The following is a 21,239-nucleotide window of genomic DNA, read 5'->3' as shown; positions in this document are numbered from 1 at the left end:
CACCGTGTGGGGCGGTGAGGCATGCCGTGCGGGCCTGTGGGAAACGGCACACGGGCCACCGGCCGCGCGCAGCGGCAAGCGGTGGCCCGTCCGGCCCGCGGGTGCGGGCGTCAGCGGCGGCCGAAGTAGTGGTTGTAGGCCATCTTGAAGTCGACCATGTAGTCGTTCTGCCAGGGGATCACGCGCTGGGCGTAGGCCTTCTGGCTGTCGAGCACCTTCTTGAACAGCGGGTTCTCGCCGGACTTCTTGGCGATCACCTTGTCCCAGGCGTCCAGCTGGGCGCGCAGGATGGCGTCGGGCGTCTTGTAGAAGTTCACGCCGGCCTTCTTCAGCTCGGCGTAGTCCTTCGAGTTGCGCTCGATGGCCTTCCAGCTCATGTCGGCGCTGGCGGCTTCCACGGCCACGTCGATGGCCTTCTTCAGCTCGGCCGGCAGGCCGTTGTACTTGGGGCCGTTGAACAGGATCTCGAACTGCTCGCCGCTCTGGTGGAAGCTCTGCAGCATGCAGTTCTTGGCCACGTCGGCAAAGCCCAGCACGCGGTCGGAGCTGGCGTTGTTGAACTCGGCCGCGTCGATCAGGCCGCGGTCCAGCGCTGGCACGATCTCACCACCGGGCAGCGGGTTCACCGCCGCGCCCAGCTCGGTGAACACGTCCACCGCCAGGCCCACGGTGCGGTACTTCAGGCCCTTGAGGTCTTCCACCTTGGCAATGGGCTTCTTGAACCAGCCCAGCGGCTGCGTGGGCATGGGGCCGTAGACGAAAGACTTCACGTCCATGTTCAGGCCCTTGTAGATCTCCTCCAGCAGCGCCTCGCCGCCGCCGTAGTAGTGCCAGGCCAGCACCATGTTCGGGTCCATGCCGAAGGCCGGGCCCGAGCCCCACAGCGCCAGCGCCGAGTTCTTGCCGTAGTGGTAGGCCAGCACGCCATGGCCGCCATCCAGCGTGCCCTTGGCCACGGCTTCCAGCAACTGGAAGGCCGGCACCACCGCGCCGGCCGGCAGCACCTCGATCTTCAGCCGGTTGCCGGCGATGTCGTTGACCTTCTTGGCGAAGTCGTTGGCGTACTCGTGGAAGATGTCTTTGGCCGGCCAGGTGCTCTGGAAGCGCAGCGTCACCGTCTGCGCGCGCGAGATGGCGGGCGCCGCCAGCGCCCCGGCACCCGCGGTGGCCGCGGCGGCAGTCTTCAGGAAACGGCGGCGCTTGGCCGGGGTCGGGTTCGATTCCATGCTGTCTCCAGGGGGTTGGACGGCACCGCGATGGGCCGTGGTTTGCGACATCAAGCGCTTGATGTTCTGGTACGCCGCAAATCAGACTCAACTCGTAGATACCCCGGAGGGAACAGGGGGCCGACCCGTAGGTTGGCGCGACAAAATGTCGGAGCCGCCGTCGGCCGGTCCGGGGCGGCCGATCAACCTCTGGCAGCAGGAGCACCGACATGACTCAACCGGATGACCGTTGGCCTGGGGGCGCCTGGCGCGCTGCGCTGCGTGTCCTGTCCGCGCTGCTGATGGCAGCTGCGGCCGGCGCCGCCGGCGCACAGGCCTGGACGCCCGTGCCCGACAGCGGCTTCGTCACCGCCGTGGCGGCCGCGCCGGATGGCCGGCTGGTGGGTGTGGGCACCGACCGCCTGCTGTGGACGCGCGCGTCGCTGCAGGCACCCTGGGTGCAGGTGCCGGGCAGTGGCTTCGTGGTCAGCGTGGCGCTTCGGCCCGATGGCAGCCTGGTGGGTGTGGGCACCGACCAGCAGCTGTGGACCCGCGCCCACCTGAACGCCGCCTGGGTGCAGGTGCCCAACAGCGGCTCGGTGGTGGGCGTGGCGGTGATGCCCTCGGGCGTGATCGTCGGCGTGGGCACCGACGGCTTCCTGTGGCAGCGCGCAACGATCGACAGCGCCTGGGCGCGCGTGCCCGACAGCGGCAGCGTGACCGCGGTGGCTGCGCGGCCCGATGGCAGCCTGGTGGGCGTGGGCCGTGACCAGGCGCTGTGGACCCGGGCGACGCTGGCCAGCCCCTGGGTGGCGCTGCCCAACAGCGCTGCGGTCATCGGCGTGGCGGCGCGGGCCGACGGTTCGCTGGTGGGCATTGGCACCGACAAGACGCTGTGGACCTGGGGCGCCGCCGGCGCCCAGCTGGCCCAGGCCGAGGCCCCGTGCAAGGACTGCCCGCCCTGGGTGGCGCGTTCGTTCACCGCCAACCACCTGCCGCTGGCCGCCACGGCGGAGGTCTGGAGCCGTCCCAAGCCCTTCCAGGCCAGCTCGGGCCCGATGACGGTGCAGTCCCGTTTCATGGGCCAGCAGGGCACGACCTGCCGTTTCGAGGTGCAGTTCAACAACCCGGGCCCGAAGCCGCTGGACGAGCGCCTGCTGATCGCCCGCCCCGACAAGGCGGCCGTGGGGGGCAACGACTTTCCGCTGGCGGCGCGCCTGGCGCCGGGCACCCACGTGGCCTATGCCACCGAAGTGCGCCAGTGCCCGCTGAACTGGGGCGAGACCAAGGACATGGACAAGTGCGCCGCCTGCGAGCCGCAGGTGTATTTCCTGGCGCGCTGAGACCGCCCACCGACCGACACCGCACCGGCGGGCGCTGGCGCGCCCGGCGGTGCAGCGCTCAGGCCAGCAGGCTGAAGTTGGCCTGGACGGTGCCGTTCAGGCCCGGCTCCAGGTGCAGGACCAGCGCCTGGCCGCTGCCGGCGTGCTGCAGGGTCTGCAGGCCGGAGGCGGCCCGCTCGGCGGCCGGTGCGGTGAAGTGCAGGTTGAACTGCTCGGCCGGGCCGTCGATCTTCAGCCGCTCGACGACCTTCAGGGTCAGGGGGCCGGCGGCGGTCTGGAAGGTCTCGCCGACGAAGGCCTCGAAGCGCTCGGCGCTGTAGCCGCTGGCCAGGTCGGGGAACGACCGCGCCTGGGGCTGGGCCATGGCCGGCAGGGTCGCCGGGGCCAGGCTGGCGGCGGCAACGCCGCTGAAAAGGAAATCACGCTTGTTCATCATGGCACTCCAGGGTCAGCGGAGCCGGCGTCCAGCGCATCTGGCGGTCCGGTCCGTTGTCACCGATGTCGTCGAAGCCCAGGCGCTGGTACAGCCGCCGGGCGGGATTGGATGCGTCCACCATCAGGGTGAGGGGACGCTGGGCGCGGGTGGCCTCGGCCTGCAGGGCCGACAGGGCCCACTGCCCGATGCCCTGGCGCTGGTGCGCCGGCAGCACGGCCAGGTCCAGCAGGTGCAGGGTCTGGCCTTCATGCACCCAGGCGCGACCGACCGGGGTGCCGCTGTCGGCCGCCACGATCAGCCGACAGCCCAGGCCACCGGTGGCCTCGGCATAGGCGCCGTCGCGCCAGCGATGCTGCTGGGCCAGCAGGCCTTGCAGCACCGGGTCGGGCGCGTCGGGCGACAGACCCCAGGCCTGGCCCTGCGTGGCCGCATACAGCTGGGCCATGAAGGGCGCGTCCTGCGGCGTCGCCGCCTGCCAGAGCCATCGGTCCACGGCGCGCACCTCAGGGGCGCTGGGGCCAGACGCCCTGCAGCGCGATGATGAAGCTGAGCTTCAGCACCGGCGGCAGGTTGTTGTGGGTGACGCTGGCGCCGGCGCCGGCCGGCAGCACGCTGGGGAAGCCCATGTCGACCAGCAGGCCCGGCCCGGGGTCGGCGCGGTAGGCCGGGAGGTTCTCGCTGACCGTGGCCAGGCTGGCGCTGGGCGACGGCGAGGTCTGCGTGGCCTGCGCCGACGCCATGGCGGTGTGCCCGTGGGCCGGGAGGTAGTTCTGGTTCAGGACGGCACGCTCGGCGCCGCCCACGCGGCCCAGGTCGCGCGGGCTCAGGCCGGGGCCCTGGCCGGCCTGGATCGGCACGCGGTTGCTCAGGTTGGGCAGCGCGAAGGTGGTCTGGCCGTCGCCACCGTAGGTGGTGCCCAGCAAGGAGAAGAGCGCGGTGTTCTGCGAGATCGGCAGCACCTGGCCCTCGCAGAACGCCCAGCCGGCTGGCGCGAAGTTGCCCGCGAACATGCGCACTTCGGCGATGAATTGATCGGACATCGGGAGCTCCTCAGGCGGGTGACGGGAAGATCCCGAACACCGAGATGATGAAATTCAGCGCCAGGTAGGGCGGCATGTTCTGGTGCGAGCCCGACTTGCCGGCCGGCCCCAACATCTGCGCGGCCATCGCCACCGTCGGCGTGGCGGTGCCGTAGATCGTCGAGGTGCTCGCGCCCAGCATGGCGTCCGCCGGCGGCAGCGTCACGTTGGCCGGCTGACGGCTGGCCTGCAGCCGGTGGGTGTGGGCCGGCAGATGTTCCGGACGCAGGGTCACCCGCTCCTCGCCGGCCGCCTGCCCGATCACATAGCCCGAGCCCTGGTGCAGGGGCGCGCGCCCGCGCAGGTCCGGCAGGGCGAAGGTTTCCTGACCATCGCCACCATAGGTGGTGCCGATCAGGGCGTACAGCGTGTCGTACTCGCTGATCGGCAGCAGGCTGCCGTCACAGAGCAGCCAGCCATAGGGCGCATAGGTGCCGGCGAACATGCGGATCTCGCCTACATAGGGTTGTGGCATGGTGCGCCTCCTCAGGTGGCCGACGGAAAAATGCCCTGAAGCGCGATCATGAAGTTCAGCGTCAGGTAGGGATTCATGTTCGAGTGGGGCTGGCCCTGGCCGCTCGCGGCGACCGTCTCGGGGTGCAGGGGCACGACCTTGCCGATGGGGGCGAAGATCGCCGCACCGCCGTAGTCGTTGTGCGTGGCGGGCATGGCATTGCTGGGCGAGCGGGTCTCGGCCCAGGGCTTGCTGGCGCGCATGGGGTGACGGTGCGTGGGCATTTCCTCCGCCGTCAGCGCATGCGATGCCTCCCCCAGGCGGGCGCCCAGCTCGCTCGACCCTGCCGGGGCGTGCATGGGCTGGCGGCCACGCAGGTCGGGCAGGGCGAAGGTGGTGCGCCCGTCGCCGCCGTAGGTCGTGCCCAGCAGCGCGAACAGGCCCTGGTTCTGCGCGATGGGCAGCACCTGGCCGTTGCACAGCGCCCATCCTCTGGGCACGAAGTTGAAACTGACGACGCGGATCTCGCCGAGGTAGGGGGTGGACATCGAGGACTTTCCAGCCACGTCGCCACCAGCCCCACGGGCCAGCCCCAACGACTGCAGGCTGTGCGGTGGATTGTCGGGACCTGGGGGCCCGCCGGGCCCACACCCCCCCACGCTTGACGGCGGTCATTTGTCACGGCGGGTACCGCCGGAGCGCCCTGGGCGGCGCGGCAGACCGTCAGCCCGTCGCGCCGGAGGCTGGCGAGCGCGCCAGCCGCGGCGCCACCACCGGCACCGTCAGCATGGTGCTGGCCACCGCCATCAGCAGCAGCGCGGTGAAGGTCTCGGCGGTGATGACCTGCTTGTCCAGCAGGATGTTGGCGAAGATGATCATGATCAGCGCCTTGGTCTGCAGCAGCCAGCCGATCAGGCTGGCCTCGCCCTTCGGCCAGCCCAGGATGCGGCCGGCCAGGCGCAGGCCGGCGAGCTTGCCCACCAGCTGCGCCACCAGCAGCAGCGCGGCGGCGCCGAAGACGGCCAGGCCGCCGGCCTGCCAGTTCGTGCGCAGGCCGGTGGACAGGAAGAACACCGGCATCATCACCAGCAGCACATGGTGGCGCAGCAGGTCCATCTTGGCCTGCTCGAACCACTCGGCGTCCAGCACCGCGCCGGCCAGGAAGGCGCCCACCATGTAGTGCAGCCCGGCCCAGTCGGCCAGGAAGGCGCAGCCGGCCAGCCAGATCAGCGCGGTGTACCAGCGGTCGCGCTCGGGGATGGCCTGCATCAGGCGGCGCACGCCCCAGGCGGCCAGCGCGAACAGCGCCAGGAAGGCCAGCTGGCGGCCCACGCGCTGCCAGTCCATCAGGATCAGCGCCAGCACGGCCCAGATGGCGATGTCGTCCAGGCTGGCATAGCGCAGGATGCGCTGGCCCAGTGGCTGGCGCAGGATGCCCAGCTTCTCCATGAACAGGATCAGGATCGGCAGCGCGGTCACCGCGCAGGCCATGCCAATGCCCAGCACGAACTGCCAGGGCTGCGCCTTCGGGCCCACCCAGCCGTCCTGCGCCAGCAGCACCAGCGCGGCGGCGCTGCCCAGCAGCAGCGGGCTGCCCAGCGCCAGGCCGGCGGTGATGCTGCTCTCGCGGCGGTGCCGCCAGGCGGCGCGCAGGTCCAGCTCGATGCCGGCGATGAACACGAACAGCATCACCGCCCACCAGGCCACGCCATTGAGCGACTGGATCACCGCCGGGGTGAAGACGAAGCGGTAGTACTCGGGGAAGGCCGCGCCCAGCACGCCTGGGCCCAGCACGATGCCGCCGACGATCTGCACCACCACCAGCGGCGCCCAGTACTCGGTGCGGCCCAGCCGCCACACCAGGTAGGGCCCGCCGAAGATGATCGTCATCGCGATCAGGAACAGTTCTGTGGTGTTCATGGCGGGGCGGATGGTGCCATGTCCACGCAGACCCGCAGCCGCGGGTTGTCTTGGAGCGTCAGAACCAGCCGCGGCCCCAGTTGGCGCGCGCCGCCAGCGTGGCGCTGCCCACCCCCAGCGCCAGCGCCACCAGCGGCAGCACCAGGTCGGGCGGCTGGTCCAGCCAGGGTTGCCACCAGGGCAGGGTCCAGACGGCCAGCGCGCCGCTGGCGAAGGACACCGCCACCGCCACGCCCAGCACCTGGGCGCTGTCGCGCCAGCGGCGCTGGCGCAGCTGGGCGCGGGCGCGGGCCAGTTCGGCCAGCAGTTCGGCCTCGCGTGCGGTCTGGCGCTGGCGCAGTTCGTCCAGCGCCCGCTGCTGGCGCGCCTGGGCCAGCGCGGTGTGCAGGCGCGGGGTCAGGCCGGCGGGCAGCGCGGGCGGCGGCAGCTGGCGCTGCAGCGCGTGGTCCAGCCAGTCGGGGTGGTGTTCGCTCATCGCGGTCTCCTTCACAGCCACAGCGCCGGGTCGTCCAGGCCCTGGTCGGCCAGGGCCTGGCGCAGACGGGCGCGGGCCCGGTGCAGGTGGGTCTTGACGGTGTTGTCGGGCAGGCCCAGCTGGGCCGCCACCTCGGCCACCGAGCGGTCTTCCCAGTAGAAGAGCTGCAGGCAGGCGCGGGGGGTCTCGGGCAGGGTGTCGATCAGCGCCTGCAGCGTGGCGCGGGCGTCGGTGGGGCCGGCCGCAGGCTGGGCCAGCGTGGCGGCCAGGGCCTCGCCGTCGGGCTCGTCGAGCGACAGCGTGTCCAGCGCCGGCCGGCCCAGCTGGGCCAGGCAGTGGTGGCGGGTGATGGTGTAGAGCCAGGTGGACAGCGCGCCGCGGGTGGCGTCGTAGCCGTCCAGCGCGCGCCAGGCGCGCAGCAGGCTGTCCTGCACCGCGTCCTCGGCGCGGGCGCTGTCACGCAGCAGCAGCCAGCTCAGCCGGTACAGGCGCGGCGTGTAGCGCTGCACCAGCTGGTCAAAGGCGGCCGCGCGCTCGCCGCGGGCCAGCGCGGCGACCAGATCGGCATCGCGCGCGCGGGCGTCCAGGGTCATGGGGCCTGATAGTGCCGGGGCGGCGCGGCGGTTTCAGCGGCGGCATCAAAAATTTTGGGGTGGCGGTCTGAAACCGGCCCGCCGCCGCGGCGCTATCAAGGGCATCCACCACTTCACGGAGCCCGACACCATGGACGCTGACGCCGTCATCCTCAAGCAGCTGCTCGGCCTGCTGATTCCCATCTGCGGCATCCTCGGCGGCGTGGCCGTGGCCATCATCTGGCTGGCCACCGACTACAAGCGCCGCGCCCAGCTGGTCGAGCTGCACCACAAGGAGCGCCTGGCGGCGATCGAGCGCGGCGTGGACGTGCCGCCGCTGCCGCCCGAGCTGTTCGACCGCGAGGACCGCATCGACCCGCTGGACGCCCGCAGCCGCGCGCTGCGCCGCGGCCTGACCTTCCTGCTGGTGGGCCTGGCGGTGGCGGCGGCGCTGGCGATCAACCGCGACAACGACTCGGCCGCCTGGGGCCTGATCCCGATCGCCATCGGCGTGGCCAACCTGATCTTCGCGCGCATCGGCCCGAAGACCGACGGCCCGGCCTGATCAGCGCGCCAGCAGCTTGTCCACCCGCGACTCGGCGCGGTTGGACACCAGCAGGCGCTCCACCACATTGGCCTGCTTGAGCAGCTTCGCGCCTTCGGTGCGGCAGCCTTGCGACAGCGCGCGCAGCGATTCCGGCGAGGCGCGCTTCTGCGCCGCCTCGGCCTCTTCCAGCAGGCGGTCGGCCAGGGTCTGGCGCAAGCCCTGCTTGTAGGCGGTGCCGATGAAGGCGAAGCCCTGCTCGGTCAGGCGCTTCATCTCGGGCTTCAGCCCGGGCGTGCCCGCCCAGCTGCGGTCGCGCAGCACCAGCACGTCGGCCTTGAGCACCGCCACGCAGGCCGAGGCCTGCTGCCAGCGGGCCAGGTCCTGCGGCGAGGGGTCGGACTGCGCCGCGGCGGCGCCGCACAGGCCGGCCAGGGCCAGCGCGACAAGGGGGTGGTTTCGCATCGGTCGGGGCTCAACGCGGCGTCGGCCCGGGCTGTTGACCGCGGCATTGTCGTCGCGGACGCACAATCCGCGCATGAGCCTGTCCACCGACGCCGGCCCCGACGGCCGACCGCGCTGCCGCTGGTGCCTGTCCACCGCCCAGTACCTGGCCTACCACGACCAGGAATGGGGCTTTCCGGTGGCCGATGACCGGCGCCTGTTCGAGAAGCTCTGCCTGGAGGCCTTCCAGTCGGGCCTGAGCTGGCGCACCATCCTGGAAAAGCGCGAGAACTTCCGCGCCGCCTTCCACGCCTTCGACTTCCACCGCATGGCCCGCTACACCGAGGCCGACGTGGCCCGCCTGCTGGCCGACGCCGGCATCGTGCGCCACCGCGGCAAGATCGAGGCGGTGATCCACAACGCCGCCCGCGCGGTGGAGCTGGTGCAGGCCGAGGGCTCGCTGGCGGCCTTCCTGTGGCGCTTCGAGGAAGCGCCCGACGACGACCCGGCGGCGCGCGCCACCTCGCCGCAGTCGGTGGCGCTGGCACGCGAGCTCAAGCGCCGCGGCTGGAAGTTCGTCGGCCCCACCACCGCCTATGCCTTCATGCAGTCGATGGGCCTGGTCAACGACCACGCCCCCGGCTGCCTCACCCGCGCCGCGGTGACGGCCGCGCGCCAGCATTTCAAGGTGCCCCGATGAATCCGCCGATCCGCGCCCTGGTCTTCGATGTCTTCGGTACGCTGGTGGACTGGCACGGCGGCGTGGCCCGCGAGGTGCGCGCCCACCTGCAGCCGCTGGGCCTGGATGTGGACGCCGCCGCCTTCGCGCTGGCCTGGCGCGCCCAGTACCAGCCGGCGATGGACGAGGTGCGCCGCGGCCTGATCCCGTTCGGCAAGCTCGACCTCCTGCACCGCCGCAACCTGGACGTGGTGCTGCGCGAGCTGGGCCTGGACGCGCAGGTGGACGAGGCCACGCGCCAGTCGCTGAACCTAGCCTGGCACCGCCTGGACGCCTGGCCCGAGGTGCCGGCCGCGCTGGCCCGGCTGCGCCAGCGCTTCCTGCTGGCGCCCTGCTCCAACGGCCACATCGCGCTGATGGTGAACCTGGCGCGGCGCAACGGTCTGCGCTGGGACGCGGTGCTGGGCGCCGAGATCGCCCGCGACTACAAGCCCACGCCCGTGGTCTACCAGGCCGCCGCCGCCGCGCTGGACCTGCCGCGCGAGCAGGTGATGATGGTGGCCGCTCATTCCTGGGACCTGGCCGCGGCTGCGCAGGCCGGCCTGCGCACCGCCTTCATCGCCCGGCCGAACGAGCACGGCCCCGGCGTGGGCGAGACCCGCGCCCAGGTGCCGGTGGACTACGAGGCCGCCGACCTGGCCGCGCTGGCCGACACGCTGGGCTGCTGAAGCGCGGCCACCGTGGCGGCCATCGCCGCCGCCAGCGGCGTGGCGGCGCGCGCTTGCGGCAGCACCTCCAGCAGGGCGTGCGGGCGCGCCCACAGATAGGCCATCTCGGCGATCTCGCGCGCCATCGGCACCAGCGGCGCGGCCAGGCGGATCGGCCACCAGGCCATGCGCCGCTCGCGCCAGCCGCGCGCCGGCGCCAGGCCCTGCGCCTCGGCGGCGCTGCGCAGGCCCTGCAGCAGCGCGGCGCCGGTCAGCGTGTGGCCGGCGAATTGCCAGCGGGCGAAGGGGCGGGTCTCAGCATGGGCGGCCACGTCCACGAAGGCGCGCGCCAGGTCGGGCAGGAAGGCCCAGGCGTGCGGCACCTCCAGCGGCCCGGGGTAGTCCAGCCGGCCGGCGCGCAGGTGCTTGGCGATCACCAGGTCGATCCAGCTGCCCGGGCCGCCGCCGAAGAAATCGCCCGCGCGCAGCACGCTGCTGCGCAGCCGGCCGGCCTGGGCACGCTGGCGCAGCTCGGCCTCCAGCGCGATGCGCAGCGCGCCCTTGCGGGTGTTGGCCACCTCGGGCGTGTCCAGCGTCAGCTGCGCCGGCAGCTCGCGGCCGAAGTTGTAGACGTTGCCCGGCAGCAGGAAGCGCGCGCCCAGCGCCTCGGCCACGTCCATGCCCTGGCGGGCCAGCGGCAGCATCTGCTGCGGCCAGCGGGTGTACGGCGGGTTGACCGCGTAGACCACCGCCTGCGCGCCCTGGGCGGCCGTGGCCAGCGCGGCGGTGTCGGCGAGCGGCACATCCAGCGCCCGGGCACCGGCGGGCAGGTCGGGTTGCGGGCGGCGGGCCTGGGCCCAGACGCGCCAGCCGGCGGCGGCAAAGGCCTGCACGGCGGCCTGGCCCAGTCGGCCCTGGCTGCCCAGGACCAGCACGGAAGGATCACTGGTGTATTCCATGCCCGGCAGTCTGCGCGCGCCCGATTCATCCGACAATGGCCGAACCCTGCATGTCAGCCATACGGATCCGCATGAGCAGCCTGGCCCGCCCCGACGCCTTCGACTGGACCCTGGTGCGCAGCTTCCTGCTGGTGCTGGAAGCCGGCAGCCTGACCGCCGCGGCGCGCCGCCACGGCCTGCACCAGCCCACGCTGTCGCGCCATGTGGCCGAACTGGAGGCGCAGCTGGGCGCGCCACTGTTCGAGCGCACCGGCCGCGGCGTGCGCGCCACGCCGGTGGCGCTGGCCATGGCCGATGCGGCGCGACAGATGCGCAGCGCTTCCCAGGCGGTCGCGCACGCGGTGGCGGCGCAGCGCGAGAGCCTGACGGGCACGGTGCGCCTGGCCACCAGCGAGGTGGCGGCGGCCTACCTGCTGCCCGAGGTGCTGGTGGCGCTGCAGCAGGCCGAGCCGGGCATCCAGGTCGAGCTGGTGGTGTCCAACAGCCTGAGCAACCTGCTGGCGCGCGAGGCCGACATCGCGGTGCGCATGCTGCGGCCCAGCCAGTCCTCGCTGGTGGCGCGCCAGCTGGCCGAGCTTCCCATCGTGCCCTGCGCCCACCGCGACTACCTGGCCCGCCACGGCACGCCGCGCGTGCCTGAGGAGCTGCCGCGCCATCGCCTGATCGGCTTCGACCAGGACGAAACCATCCTGCGCGGCTTCGCCCGCATGGGCCTGCCGCTGGGCCGCGAGGCCTTCGCGCTGCGCTGCGACAACCAGCTGGCCGCCAGCGCGCTGCTGGCGGCGGGCGCCGGCATCGGCTTTGCGGCGCGCTATGTGCTGCCGCTGCTGCCCGGCGTGGTGCCCCTGCTGCCGCAGCTGGCGATCCCGCCCATGCCCTGCTGGCTGGCGGTGCACCGCGAGCTGCGCGGCAGCGCGCTGGTGCGGCGGGTGTGGGAGCACCTGGCCGACGGCATCCCGCGCGTGCTGGCCGCGCGCGAGGCTGCCACCCTGGCCTGAGTGTGCGTGCATCATCGGGGTGTTGCCACAGCCCCCCGTACGCCGATGGATGCCGACCAACTCCGCCAGCTGCAGGCGCCGCTGAAGGCGCGCTACCGCACCGAGCCCGAGGCGGCGCAGCTGCGCTCGGTGGCGCGCGCGCAGCTGCTGCCGCACCGCCCCGCCTGCCGCATCGAGACCCGTGGCGGCCCGATCGAGGCCGGCCTGCACCCGCTGGCCGGCGGCGACGGCCAGGACGCCTGCTCGATGGACATGCTGCTCGAGGCGATGGTCGCCTGCGCCGGCGTCACCTTCAACGTGGTGGCCACCGCGATGGGCATTCCGTATCGCTCAGTGGAGGTGGTCGCCGAGGGCGAGGGTGACATGCGCGGCACGCTGGGCGTGGACCGCAGCGTGCCGGTGGGCGCCACCGCGCTGCGGCTGCGCTTCGAGGTGGATTCACCCGCCACCGACGAGCAGCTGGCCACGCTGGTGCGCCAGACCGAACGCTACTGCGTGATCCTGCAGACGCTGCAGCACCCGCCGCCGGTGGGCGTGACCTTGCAGCGCGTGGAGGCTGGCGCGCCCGGCTGACCCTGGTGCGATCGCGGCCCGCGGCCGCGGATCAGGCCGAGACGTCAAGCAGCGAGCCCAGCACCGGGTCGTGCCGCGGCAGGCTCTTCAGGCTGGCCTGCAGGCGCTCCAGCGCGCGGCGCTCGGACTGCATCTCCTGCTCCAGCTGGCGGCCCAGGGCCTCGGCGTTCTGTGCCGCCGGACTGGGCGTGGGCGGCCGGTGCGTGGCGGCAGGCACGGCGGCGCGGGGGTCGCGGCGTGGCCCCAGCGTCTCGAGCCGGGCCTGCGTCACGGCGGTCTGCAACGCCGTCAGCGCACTGGCGGTGGAGGTGTTCATGCCGCGCGCATCGGCTGGGGGCGGCGGCAGTTGAGGGTCTCGGCCCGGCAAAAGGTAACGGGTTGTATCCCGCTGACGCCTTGAGGGGCCCGGCGGGCCGCCATCTCGCGCAGCAGCGCGCTGAACTGCTCGGCGGTTTCGTGCTGCACCAGCGCGGGCCCCAGGCCGGGCGGGAACCAGCGGCCGGGCTCGACCTCGGCGTGGTAGTGCAGCCGGGTGCCGCCGGGCTCGGGCTCGAGCTGCATCAGCGTGTCCATGGCCGCCGCGCTGCCGCTGAGCGCATGGGCGCGGATCTCGCGCGGCGGGTCCAGCTGCAGCTCGCGCACCGATTCAAAGGGCAGCGTGATCGGGCCCCAGTGCGCCGCGCCCTTCTGCGCCACGCGCCAGGTCAGGCCGCGGCGCTCCAGCACCCGGCTCTCGCTCAGGTTGGGCACGAAGCGCGCCATGTGGTCGAAGTCGGTCAGCACCTCGAAGGCCAGCGGCGGCGGCACCGCCGCGTGCATCACCACGTCGATGCTGAAGTGGCTGCCCTGGCGCTGCACCTGCACGTCGGTCGGGGCCACGGTCGGCTCGCCGCCGGCGCGGCAGGCCAGCGCCAGCAGCATCGGCAGCAGGGCTCGGGATGCGCGCATCACCGCAGTGTGCCGCAGCGCGGGGCGCAGGAGAATCGGCGCCATGCCTTCTGTTGCCCTGCTGCTGCTGGCCGCCCTGAGCGGCGCCCTGACCATCCTGGCCGCGCCCTGGGCCTGGGCGCTGCCGCCGCTGGCCTGGGTCTGCAAGCCGCTGACCACGGCGCTGCTGATCGCCTGGGCGGCGCGGCGCGGCCACGGCGACCCGATGCGCCGGCCGCTGTTGCTGGGGCTGGCGCTGTCGTGGGTGGGTGATGTGGCGCTGCTGTGGCCGCAGCAGGGCTTCCTGCCAGGGCTGGTGAGCTTTCTGGCGGCGCACCTGGCCTATGGCGTGGCGCTGTGGCGCGGCGGCGCGCGGCCGTGGTGGCCGGCGATCGCGCTGTATGGCGCGGTGGCGCTGGGGGTGCTGCAGCACCTGTGGCCGGGCATTGCGCCCGCGCTGCAGGGGCCGGTGGTGGCCTATGTGCTGGCGCTGGCCGGCATGGCGGCACTGGCCGCGGCGCGCTGGTGGCGCCAGCGCAGTGCCGGCGCGGCCGGCCCTGCCTGGGGCGCTGCGGGCGGGGCGTTGTTCATGCTCTCGGACGCGACGCTGGCGGTCGACCGCTTTGCAGCGCCGGTGCCGATGGCGTCGCTGTGGATCCTGGCCAGCTACTGGTGCGCCCAGGCCTGCATCGCGGCGGCCTTGCCGCCGCGGGCAGCACGCTGAGCAGCGGCACGAGGCCGCTGCAGGGTGGTCAGCGGCCAGGGGCCGCTGTGACGATCACTGCGCGCCGGACGCGCCGGAGGCCTTCTTGGCGGCCTTGCGGGCTTCCTTGCGATCGGCCTTGCGGTCGTCCTGACGCGCGTCCTGGCGGCCATCCTGGCGCGCATCCTGACGGGCGTCCTGACGCTTGTCCTGACGGGCCTCCTTGCGGGCGGCCTTCTTGTCGGCATGGGCCGCGGAGGCGGCCGGCGCCGCCTGGGCGGCCGGGGCGGGAGCGGCAGGGGCTTGCGCGAACGCGGTGGCCGAAGCGAACAGCAGGGACAGCAGGGGCAGACGGAAGTTCATGGTGGACCTGTGCAATGAAGGGTTGAGGAGGGCGTCCGACCCGATGGTGTGGCGTCGGTCGTCGCGCGCCCTTCTGCCAACGCGGCTGCCCAGGTCCGGGTTGACCGCCGGCGATGTTTGGGCGCGCAAAGGTCGGGCGCGTGTGGGCCATGCGAAGTGACCGCCTGGGCACCTCGCCGTCAGCGTTGTGCGGACCATGGTGGCCCGCGACGTGAACGCACAGACCACTCGCCACGGCCCGACGGGCGCGGCGAGCGGTCTGTGGCCTGCGCGACTCAGGCGGCCGCGTGCGCCGAGCGCTGCGCCTTGCGGTGCGTGACGTGGGCGTGGCGGGTGGTGTGCGCGGCGCCGACGGCCGCGGTCTTGTCAGCCTTCTTCGCGGCCTTGCGCGTGGCCTTGCGGTGGGCCTTCTTGGCGGCCTTCTTGTCGGCATGCGCAGCCTTGTGCGAGGCCTTCTTGTCGGCCTTGGACATGTCGGCCGGCGCGGCCTGGGCGGCGGGAGCGGGCGCTGCAGGGGCCGCGGGCGCCTGCGCAAAGGCGGTGGCGGAGGCGAGCAGCAGCGGAATCAGCGACAGACGAAACTTCATGGTGGGCCTGTGAAGGAAAGGGTTGACCGGTGAACCCGAGAATCCGGCCAAGGGCCATTATTCGGGCCCGACCCGCCTTCTGACGAGGCCCTGCTTTTCGGACGGCGCACACTGTCGGCTCGTCGCCACAACCCAGCGACATGCCACCCTGGAGGCTGCATGAGTGACTCGCCCCTGCCCCGTTTCGACGACTTCGCCCAGGCGCTGCGCGCGCAAGGCTTCGACGAGGTGGTCGAGCGCCAGTGGCCGCCCGGCGAGATCGTACCCACCCACACCCACCCGTTCGCGGTGGAGGCACTGGTGGTGGCGGGCGAGCTGTGGCTGGGCTGCGGCGACGCCGCGCCGCGCCACCTGCGCCCGGGCGACCGCTTCAGCCTGGCGGCGCACCAGCCGCACGATGAGCGCTACGGCCCCGACGGCGCCACCTACTGGGTGGCCCGGCGCCACGCCTGATCAGGTCTGGATGACCTCGATGTGGTACAGGCCCCAGGGGCAGCGCTGGAAACGCTCGGCCAGCGGCAGCTCGGCGATGCCGGGCAGGCGGTCGGCGTCATAGACGGCCCACAGCGGGCCCAGGCCGCCAATGGCCATGCTCTGGCCGTCGATGCGGGTGGCCAGGATCATCTTCCAGGCGCGCACATCGGCCAGGCTCAGCTCCATGCGGTAGCCGTCCACCGCGCGCAGCGCCAGCATCACGCCGGCCTGGCCGGGGGTGATGCCCAGCGTGGCCAGCACCATCTCCAGCGGCGGGCCGCTGAGCGTGTGCGGCTTGGCGTCGTATTCCAGCGTGGGGTGGATGGTCTCGGCCGGCAGGTTGGCCAGTGCGGCGGCGTCGAAGGTGTAGGCCTGCTCCCAGGCCAGGCCGTGCTTGGCGGCCATCTGGTCGATCGCCTTGTCCAGCGGACCGCGGTTGCTCTTCTTGATGGCGCCGCTGACGGTCAGCAGCACCGGGCTGCGCAGCGGCGGCGGGGCGGGCGCGCGGGCCGGCGCGGCAGGGCGGCGCGGCGGCGCGGCCTTGCGCACCGGTGCGGCACGCTTGACCGGCGCGGCCTGGGCAGCCGGCAGCACGGCCGCCACGGCGCCCAGCAGGAAGGCACGCTTGAGCAGGTTCATGGGCAGGGTCCGTGAACGGGAAAGGGGGGCATCTTAGCGGCCCAGGACGCTCCGGGCCCCAGCCTTTACCATGGCGGGCTTCAGCCACCCGACACCGCACCATGGCCCTCTTCGCTCTCGACGACCAGCAGCCCGAACTCGCCCCCGGCGCCTGGGTGGCCGACTCGGCCGAGGTGATCGGTCAGGTCCGTCTGGGCGAGGACGCCAGCGTCTGGTTCGGCGCCGTGGTGCGCGGCGACCAGCCCGAGCCGATCACCATCGGCGCGCGCAGCAACATCCAGGACGGCAGCGTGCTGCACGCCGACGCCGGCCTGCCGCTGACCATCGGCGCGGACGTCACGGTGGGCCACAAGGTGATCCTGCACGGCTGCACCGTGGGCGACGGCACGCTGGTGGGCATGGGCGCGGTGGTGCTCAATGGCGCGGTGATCGGCAAGGGCTGCCTGATCGGCGCCGGCGCGCTGGTCACCGAGCGTCAGCAGATCCCGGACGGCTCGCTGGTGGTGGGCAGCCCGGCGGTGGTCAAGCGCCAGCTCAGCCCCGAGCAGCAGCAGCGCCTGGCGCTGAGCGCCGCGCACTACGTGCACAACGCGCGGCGCTACGCGGGCGGCCTGCGGCGCCTCGGCTGAACACCGCCATGCGCGTGACCGAGCTGCGCCAGCGCCTGCAGGCGCTGGGCGCGCAGCCGCTGCACCTGCAGCGCGTGCTGCGCGAGTGGACCCACGCGCTGCCGCCCGACGCCCACAAGCGCAGGAGCGACGACTTCCTGCCGCTCACGCTGCGCGACGCGCTGCCCGCGTTGCGTGCCGAGCTGGCCGGCCTGGCCACGCTGCGCGAGCAGCACCCGGGCGAAGACGGCTCCTCGCGCCTGCTGGTGGGCCTGCACGATGGCCAGGCCGCCGAAGCCGTGCTGCTGCCGCGCGACGGCGTGTGCGTGTCCACCCAGATCGGCTGCGCCGTGGGTTGCGCCTTCTGCATGACCGGCACCGGCGGCCTGGTGCGCCAGCTGGGCAGCGCCGAGATCGTCGCCCAGGTGGTGCTGGCGCGCACGCTGCGGCCCGTGAAGAAGGTGGTCTTCATGGGCATGGGAGAGCCGGCGCACAACCTGGACAACGTGCTCGAGGCGATTGAGCTGCTGGGCACCGTGGGCCAGATCGGCCACAAGAACCTGGTCTTCTCCACCGTGGGCGACGAGCGCGCCTTCGACGCGCTGCCGCAGGGCCGCGTGAAGCCCGCGCTGGCGCTGTCGCTGCACACCACCAAGCCGGCGCTGCGCGAGCAGCTGCTGCCGCGCGCGCCGCGCATCGCGCCCGAAGACCTGGTGGAACGCGCCGATGCCTACGGCCGACTCAGCGGCTACCCGGTGCAGCTGCAATGGACGCTGCTCAAGGGCGTCAACGACGGCGACGACGAGCTCGACGGCATCGTGCGCCTGCTCAGCGGCCGGCGCATGGTGCTGAACATGATCCCCTACAACGCGGTGCCCGGCCTGCCCTTCGAGCGCCCCAGCTGGGAAGCCGCCGCCGACATCGCCCGCCGCCTCCACCGCCGCGGCGTGCTGACCAAGCTGCGCCACTCGGCCGGCCAGGACGTGGACGGCGGCTGCGGCCAGCTGCGCGCGCGGGCGATGGATGGGGTCAGCGTGGTGCGCGGGCCGGCGGCGCGCAGGCGCCCACGCGGCTGACGGCGGCACCGGCGGCAGGCGACAGGCCGTCGATTCGCGGGGATGAACCGCCGCCCAGGCCCCGGCCGCCCGGCCTACAGTCTGGCCATCGTCCACCCCGCCCCCGCGCCATGAACCGACTGCTGGCCTGCGCCCTGCTGCTGATCGCCTGCCAGGCCCCCGCGGCCGAGCCGGTGCGCGTGATGGTGCTGGGCACCTTCCACTTCGACAACCCCGGGCTGGACATCGCCAACGTCCAGGTCGATGACGTGCTGCAGCCCCGGCGCCAGGCCGAGCTGCGCGCGCTGGCCGACAGCCTGGCGCGCTTCCAGCCCACGCTGGTGGCGGTGGAGCAGGACGCCGATGCGCTGCCCGACCGCGCCTTGCCGGCCTACAGCCGCTACCTGGCCGGCGAAGGCCGTGAGGATCGCAACGAGATCCTGCAGATCGGCTACCGCCTGGCGCAGCGCGCCGGACTGCGCCGCGTGGTGGGCATCGACACGCCGGGCGCCTTCCCCTTCGAGGCCGTGCAGGCCTGGGCCGGCCGCCACGGCCGCAGCGCCGACCTGGACGCCGAGATCGCCGCCATCCAGGCCCGGGTGAACGCCATGGAGGCACAGCAGAGGACCCAGACCATCGGCCGCGTGCTGCACGACATGAACCGTCCCGAGGTGATCCGCGAGGACAACGGCTTCTACCTGCGCCTGCTGGGCTATGGCGCCGGCGCCGAGCAGCCCGGCGCTGCGCTGCTGGGTGCCTGGACCGCGCGCAACCTGGCGATCTGCGCCCGCCTGGTGCAGGTGGCGCGGGCGGGCGACCGTGTGGTGGTGGTCTACGGTGCCGGCCACAGCGCGGCGCTGCGCCAGTGCGTCACGGATCTGCCCGGCTGGCAGCTGGTGGAGGCGGTGGACTACCTGCCGCGCTGAAAAACCCTCACCCTCCGAGTCAGCGCGGTGCCGGCCAGCGGAACAGGTCGCGCTCGCGCCCGTCCACAAAGGCCTGCCGGCCGGCGGGCTCGGCGCCCAGCCGGCGCACCAGCGCCCGCGCCTCGGTGTTGTCGTCGTTCATATAGGTCTGCACCTCGGGCCAGCCGAAGACGCTGTGGGCGTGGGCGATGGCGGCGCGCGAGGCCTCGGCGGCCAGGCCCTGGCCGCGGGCCTCGGGCAGCAGCCACCAGGTCAGCTCGCGCGGCCAGCCCAGGCCCTGCCAGAAGCCGCAGGCGCCGACGATGGCACCGCTGTCGCGCCGCTGCAGCGCCCAGACCCCGAAGCCCTGCAGGGCCCAGCTGCCCAGGTCGCTGGCCAGACGGGTCCAGGCCGCGGCGGCGCTGATCGGGCCGCCATAGTGGTGCGAGGCGACCGGATCGGTGTAGAAGCGGGTCCAGGCCTCGGCGCAGGCGGCCGAGGGCGGGACCAGGCGCAGGCGCTCGGTCTCCAGCGTGGGCGGCGTGGCCAGGGCGGATGGGGCCGATCGCTGCGCCGGCCAGTCGGCCGCCAGCAGCCCGTAGATCGCCGAGTCCGACGGCCTCCCGTCGATGATCCAGCGCTCGCGCAGCCGCCCCTCCCGCTGAAAGCCTAGTGCCTCCAGCGCGCGGGCCGAGGCCCGGTTGTCGGGGTCGATGTCGGCCTCCAGCCGGTTCAGCGCCAGCGCGCCGAAGGCGTGGTCAATCACGCTGCTGACGGCTTCGCGCTGGTAGCCCTGGCGCCAGTGCGCGGGCGCGATGCCGTAGCCGATCTCGGCGCGCCGGCAGCCGGCGTCCAGGTGGAACAGCGACACGGTGCCGATCAGCGCGCCGGCGTCCTTCAGCACGATGCCCAGGCGCAGGTGTTCGCCGGCGGGCAGCTCGCGCTGGTCGCGCTCGATCATCGCGTGGGCCTGGTCGATCGAGGTCCACGGCGGCGTGCTCCAGTAGCGCATGAAGGCCGGGTCCGAGTAGATGCCGAACAGCGCCGGGGCATCCTCGGGCCGCAGCGGCCGCAGCCGCAGCCGCGGCGTGTGCAGGCTCACCGCGCTGAAGTCAGGCATGGCCACCTGCGCTGGCGGTGAGGCGCCGGGCCGCCGCCGCCAGCAGCGCGCGGGCGTAGGCATGGTGCAGGCCGACCAGCGCGCCGGCCAGGCCGAAGCGCTGCCAGCGGCCGTGGCCGGGGCGCGGCAGCAGCGCCGAGCCGAACAACAGCCGGGTGCCGCCACCGGGCAGGCGCTCGGCCATCCACCAGCTGCGGATGCGCCCGCCCTGCACCGCCATCAGCAGCTGGTCGCGCACCCGGGCCTCGACGCGCCAGATGGCAAAGTCCTGCGCGCTGCCCATGGCCAGCGCCTGAACGTCCGACGCGGTGGTCGGGTGGCCCGCCCAGCCCAGCACACGGCGCTCCAGCTGGAACAGCCAGGAGTGGGCAAAGCCCAGCAGGTAGTCGGTCAGGTCCAGGCTGTGCGGCAGCGTCAGCGCCCAGCAGTCGACCAGCGCGCCGCGCTCGGCGTAGGCGCGCAGCAGCGCGGCCTCGGGCAGGGGCGCGGCGACGACCTTCAATGCGCCACCCTTGGCACCCAGCCGGCGGCCATCAGCGGCACGCTCAGCACCGCCAGCGCGGTGGACAGCAGCACGATCCAGGCGATGCGGCCGGCATCGGCCTCGTAGCGCTCGGCCAGCATGGTCACGTTGCTGGCCGAAGGCAGCGTGGCGGCCAGCACCACCACGCCCAGCGTGAACGGGTCCATCGGAAAGCCCAGCGCGGCCACGCCCAGGCTGGCCCCCCACACCGCCAGCGGGTGCAGCGCCAGCTTGATGGCGACGATCCAGCCCTCGTCCACCGCACCATGGGGCGCCTCGCCGGCACCCGCCGAGCGGGCCAGCACGCCCCCCAGCGTGAACAGCGCCACCGGGCTGGCGGCGTCGGCCAGCAGGCCCAGCAGCCGCGCCCCGGGCGCCGGCAGCTGGAACTCGGTGGCCGAGGCCAGCACGCCCAGCACGATCGCCCAGGGCAGCGGGTTGGTCAGCATGCCCTTGAACATCCGCCCCACCGCCTCACCGGCGTGGCCGGCGCCGATGCGCGACAGCGCGATGCACACCGAGGTGGTGATGACCATGTCCACCGCCACCGTGACGATCACCGGCCCGGCCGCCTGGGGGCCCAGCAGCGCCACCAGCACCGGCACGCCCACGAAGCCCGAGTTGGGGAAGGCGGCCACCAGCGCGCCGAAAGACGCATCGTTCCAGCCCACCGCACCGCGGCGCGTGGTGGCGATCGTCAAGCCCACGATCACCGCCGCCGCCAGCCCCCAGGTCAGCGCCACCGCCGGGTCCAGCAGGCGCTGAATCGGCGTGCTGGCGCCGAAGCGGAACAGCATGCACGGCAGCGCCACCCACAGCACGAAGGTGTTCATGCCGGGGATGGCCGCCATCGGCAGCCAGCCACGCCGCCAGCCCAGCCAGCCCAGGCCGACCAGCGCGAAGAACGGGGTGGTGACGCCCAGCACTTGCAAGACACCGTTCATGCC

The 21,239-nt window shown here is 73.2% G+C and carries 30 protein-coding genes; 11 read left to right on the top strand and 19 right to left on the bottom strand.

The window, feature by feature from the left end:
- Positions 1–110: 110 nt before the first annotated feature.
- Positions 111–1,226, bottom strand: a complete 1,116-nt coding sequence (locus KAK07_RS20000) for a TRAP transporter substrate-binding protein (RefSeq protein WP_210855360.1) — start codon at positions 1,224–1,226, stop codon at positions 111–113.
- Between the two features lie 209 nt (positions 1,227–1,435).
- Between KAK07_RS20000 and KAK07_RS19995 the strand changes: the two genes are divergently transcribed.
- On the top strand, positions 1,436–2,548 hold the full coding sequence (locus KAK07_RS19995) for a tectonin domain-containing protein (protein WP_210862857.1): 1,113 nt from the start codon (positions 1,436–1,438) through the stop codon (positions 2,546–2,548).
- A gap of 58 nt (positions 2,549–2,606) precedes the next feature.
- On the opposite strand, the gene KAK07_RS19990 is transcribed toward KAK07_RS19995, so the two are convergent.
- The 8 genes from KAK07_RS19990 to KAK07_RS19955 form a co-directional block, all read right to left on the bottom strand.
- The gene (locus KAK07_RS19990) at positions 2,607–2,981 is read right to left on the bottom strand and encodes a DUF6916 family protein (RefSeq protein WP_210862855.1); all 375 of its coding nucleotides are present in this window, start codon (positions 2,979–2,981) and stop codon (positions 2,607–2,609) included.
- A complete protein-coding gene (locus KAK07_RS19985) occupies positions 2,968–3,477 on the bottom strand; it encodes a GNAT family N-acetyltransferase (protein WP_210862854.1) in 510 nt (169 codons plus the stop codon). The genes KAK07_RS19990 and KAK07_RS19985 overlap by 14 nt, the downstream gene beginning before the upstream one ends.
- A gap of 10 nt (positions 3,478–3,487) precedes the next feature.
- On the bottom strand, positions 3,488–4,024 hold the full coding sequence (locus KAK07_RS19980; RefSeq protein ID WP_210862852.1) for a phage tail protein: 537 nt from the start codon (positions 4,022–4,024) through the stop codon (positions 3,488–3,490).
- A gap of 10 nt (positions 4,025–4,034) precedes the next feature.
- Complete coding sequence (locus KAK07_RS19975; RefSeq protein ID WP_247661216.1) at positions 4,035–4,538, bottom strand: phage tail protein; 504 nt, start codon at positions 4,536–4,538, stop codon at positions 4,035–4,037.
- Between the two features lie 11 nt (positions 4,539–4,549).
- Positions 4,550–5,065: a phage tail protein gene (locus KAK07_RS19970; protein ID WP_210855371.1), complete on the bottom strand. Its 516-nt coding sequence runs from the start codon at positions 5,063–5,065 to the stop codon at positions 4,550–4,552.
- 175 nt (positions 5,066–5,240) lie between these two features.
- Positions 5,241–6,437, bottom strand: coding sequence for a cation:proton antiporter (locus tag KAK07_RS19965; RefSeq protein WP_210855373.1), 1,197 nt, complete (start codon positions 6,435–6,437; stop codon positions 5,241–5,243).
- 58 nt (positions 6,438–6,495) lie between these two features.
- Complete coding sequence (locus tag KAK07_RS19960) at positions 6,496–6,912, bottom strand: hypothetical protein (RefSeq protein WP_210855375.1); 417 nt, start codon at positions 6,910–6,912, stop codon at positions 6,496–6,498.
- A gap of 11 nt (positions 6,913–6,923) precedes the next feature.
- Complete coding sequence (locus KAK07_RS19955; RefSeq protein WP_210855377.1) at positions 6,924–7,505, bottom strand: RNA polymerase sigma factor; 582 nt, start codon at positions 7,503–7,505, stop codon at positions 6,924–6,926.
- 130 nt (positions 7,506–7,635) lie between these two features.
- On the opposite strand from KAK07_RS19955, the gene KAK07_RS19950 reads away from it, so the two are divergent.
- Positions 7,636–8,049 (top strand): DUF6249 domain-containing protein, encoded by a 414-nt coding sequence (locus tag KAK07_RS19950; protein WP_210855379.1) that lies wholly within the window; start codon positions 7,636–7,638, stop codon positions 8,047–8,049.
- On the opposite strand, the gene KAK07_RS19945 is transcribed toward KAK07_RS19950, so the two are convergent.
- The gene (locus tag KAK07_RS19945) at positions 8,050–8,493 is read right to left on the bottom strand and encodes a hypothetical protein (protein ID WP_210855381.1); all 444 of its coding nucleotides are present in this window, start codon (positions 8,491–8,493) and stop codon (positions 8,050–8,052) included.
- Positions 8,494–8,566: 73 nt separating this feature from the next.
- Here KAK07_RS19945 and KAK07_RS19940 point away from each other — a divergent pair, with 73 nt between their 5' ends.
- Both KAK07_RS19940 and KAK07_RS19935 read left to right on the top strand, forming a co-directional pair.
- The gene (locus KAK07_RS19940) at positions 8,567–9,172 is read left to right on the top strand and encodes a DNA-3-methyladenine glycosylase I (RefSeq protein WP_210855383.1); all 606 of its coding nucleotides are present in this window, start codon (positions 8,567–8,569) and stop codon (positions 9,170–9,172) included.
- Positions 9,169–9,879 carry a haloacid dehalogenase type II gene (locus tag KAK07_RS19935; RefSeq protein WP_210855385.1) on the top strand — a complete coding sequence of 237 codons (711 nt, stop codon included), beginning with the start codon at positions 9,169–9,171 and terminating at the stop codon, positions 9,877–9,879. Before KAK07_RS19940 ends, KAK07_RS19935 begins: the two co-directional genes overlap by 4 nt.
- Here the strand turns inward: KAK07_RS19935 and KAK07_RS19930 are convergent.
- A complete protein-coding gene (locus KAK07_RS19930) occupies positions 9,831–10,817 on the bottom strand; it encodes an NAD-dependent epimerase/dehydratase family protein (protein WP_210855387.1) in 987 nt (328 codons plus the stop codon). The genes KAK07_RS19935 and KAK07_RS19930 overlap by 49 nt on opposite strands.
- Before the next feature lie 71 nt (positions 10,818–10,888).
- Between KAK07_RS19930 and KAK07_RS19925 the strand changes: the two genes are divergently transcribed.
- Together KAK07_RS19925 and KAK07_RS19920 are read left to right on the top strand one after the other, a co-directional pair.
- A complete protein-coding gene (locus KAK07_RS19925; RefSeq protein ID WP_210855389.1) occupies positions 10,889–11,815 on the top strand; it encodes a LysR family transcriptional regulator in 927 nt (308 codons plus the stop codon).
- Positions 11,816–11,860: 45 nt separating this feature from the next.
- The gene (locus KAK07_RS19920; RefSeq protein ID WP_210855391.1) at positions 11,861–12,388 is read left to right on the top strand and encodes an OsmC family protein; all 528 of its coding nucleotides are present in this window, start codon (positions 11,861–11,863) and stop codon (positions 12,386–12,388) included.
- A 31-nt stretch (positions 12,389–12,419) separates the two neighbouring features.
- Here KAK07_RS19920 and KAK07_RS19915 read toward each other — a convergent pair whose 3' ends face one another.
- The gene (locus KAK07_RS19915; protein WP_210855393.1) at positions 12,420–12,704 is read right to left on the bottom strand and encodes a hypothetical protein; all 285 of its coding nucleotides are present in this window, start codon (positions 12,702–12,704) and stop codon (positions 12,420–12,422) included.
- Positions 12,701–13,336, bottom strand: a complete 636-nt coding sequence (locus tag KAK07_RS19910; RefSeq protein WP_210862850.1) for an SRPBCC family protein — start codon at positions 13,334–13,336, stop codon at positions 12,701–12,703. Before KAK07_RS19910 ends, KAK07_RS19915 begins: the two co-directional genes overlap by 4 nt.
- A 43-nt stretch (positions 13,337–13,379) precedes the next feature.
- On the opposite strand from KAK07_RS19910, the gene KAK07_RS19905 reads away from it, so the two are divergent.
- Positions 13,380–14,039 carry a lysoplasmalogenase gene (locus tag KAK07_RS19905; protein ID WP_210862848.1) on the top strand — a complete coding sequence of 220 codons (660 nt, stop codon included), beginning with the start codon at positions 13,380–13,382 and terminating at the stop codon, positions 14,037–14,039.
- A gap of 54 nt (positions 14,040–14,093) precedes the next feature.
- On the opposite strand, the gene KAK07_RS19900 is transcribed toward KAK07_RS19905, so the two are convergent.
- Together KAK07_RS19900 and KAK07_RS19895 are read right to left on the bottom strand one after the other, a co-directional pair.
- Positions 14,094–14,381, bottom strand: a complete 288-nt coding sequence (locus KAK07_RS19900; RefSeq protein WP_210862846.1) for a hypothetical protein — start codon at positions 14,379–14,381, stop codon at positions 14,094–14,096.
- Positions 14,382–14,656: 275 nt separating this feature from the next.
- Positions 14,657–14,968, bottom strand: coding sequence for a cell envelope biogenesis protein TolA (locus KAK07_RS19895; protein ID WP_210862844.1), 312 nt, complete (start codon positions 14,966–14,968; stop codon positions 14,657–14,659).
- Positions 14,969–15,127: 159 nt separating this feature from the next.
- On the opposite strand from KAK07_RS19895, the gene KAK07_RS19890 reads away from it, so the two are divergent.
- Positions 15,128–15,421, top strand: coding sequence for a cupin domain-containing protein (locus KAK07_RS19890; RefSeq protein ID WP_210855402.1), 294 nt, complete (start codon positions 15,128–15,130; stop codon positions 15,419–15,421).
- Here KAK07_RS19890 and KAK07_RS19885 read toward each other — a convergent pair whose 3' ends face one another.
- Positions 15,422–16,081 carry a putative pterin-binding protein gene (locus KAK07_RS19885; RefSeq protein WP_210862841.1) on the bottom strand — a complete coding sequence of 220 codons (660 nt, stop codon included), beginning with the start codon at positions 16,079–16,081 and terminating at the stop codon, positions 15,422–15,424.
- A 101-nt stretch (positions 16,082–16,182) separates the two neighbouring features.
- On the opposite strand from KAK07_RS19885, the gene KAK07_RS19880 reads away from it, so the two are divergent.
- The 3 genes from KAK07_RS19880 to KAK07_RS19870 all read left to right on the top strand — a co-directional run bounded on the left by KAK07_RS19880 (position 16,183) and on the right by KAK07_RS19870 (position 18,670).
- The gene (locus KAK07_RS19880) at positions 16,183–16,710 is read left to right on the top strand and encodes a gamma carbonic anhydrase family protein (protein WP_210855404.1); all 528 of its coding nucleotides are present in this window, start codon (positions 16,183–16,185) and stop codon (positions 16,708–16,710) included.
- Positions 16,711–16,718: 8 nt separating this feature from the next.
- Positions 16,719–17,765, top strand: a complete 1,047-nt coding sequence (locus tag KAK07_RS19875) for an RNA methyltransferase (protein ID WP_210862839.1) — start codon at positions 16,719–16,721, stop codon at positions 17,763–17,765.
- Between the two features lie 110 nt (positions 17,766–17,875).
- Positions 17,876–18,670 (top strand): DUF5694 domain-containing protein, encoded by a 795-nt coding sequence (locus KAK07_RS19870; protein ID WP_210862838.1) that lies wholly within the window; start codon positions 17,876–17,878, stop codon positions 18,668–18,670.
- Positions 18,671–18,689: 19 nt separating this feature from the next.
- On the opposite strand, the gene KAK07_RS25850 is transcribed toward KAK07_RS19870, so the two are convergent.
- From KAK07_RS25850 to KAK07_RS19850, 3 genes are read right to left on the bottom strand one after another with little or no spacing between them, the layout of a single operon-like run.
- Positions 18,690–19,769, bottom strand: a complete 1,080-nt coding sequence (locus KAK07_RS25850; protein WP_310740752.1) for a GNAT family N-acetyltransferase — start codon at positions 19,767–19,769, stop codon at positions 18,690–18,692.
- Entirely contained in the window at positions 19,762–20,271 is a 510-nt protein-coding gene (locus tag KAK07_RS19855) for a hypothetical protein (protein ID WP_210855412.1), read from the bottom strand. Before KAK07_RS19855 ends, KAK07_RS25850 begins: the two co-directional genes overlap by 8 nt.
- Positions 20,268–21,236, bottom strand: coding sequence for an AEC family transporter (locus KAK07_RS19850; RefSeq protein ID WP_210862836.1), 969 nt, complete (start codon positions 21,234–21,236; stop codon positions 20,268–20,270). The genes KAK07_RS19855 and KAK07_RS19850 overlap by 4 nt, the downstream gene beginning before the upstream one ends.
- Positions 21,237–21,239 lie beyond the last annotated feature (3 nt).

The organism is Ideonella alba, from assembly GCF_018069875.1.
Lineage (GTDB): Bacteria > Pseudomonadota > Gammaproteobacteria > Burkholderiales > Burkholderiaceae_C > Ideonella > Ideonella alba.
Note: the sequence above shows the minus strand (reverse complement) of the source record. Positions and strands in the feature narration are given on the sequence as shown.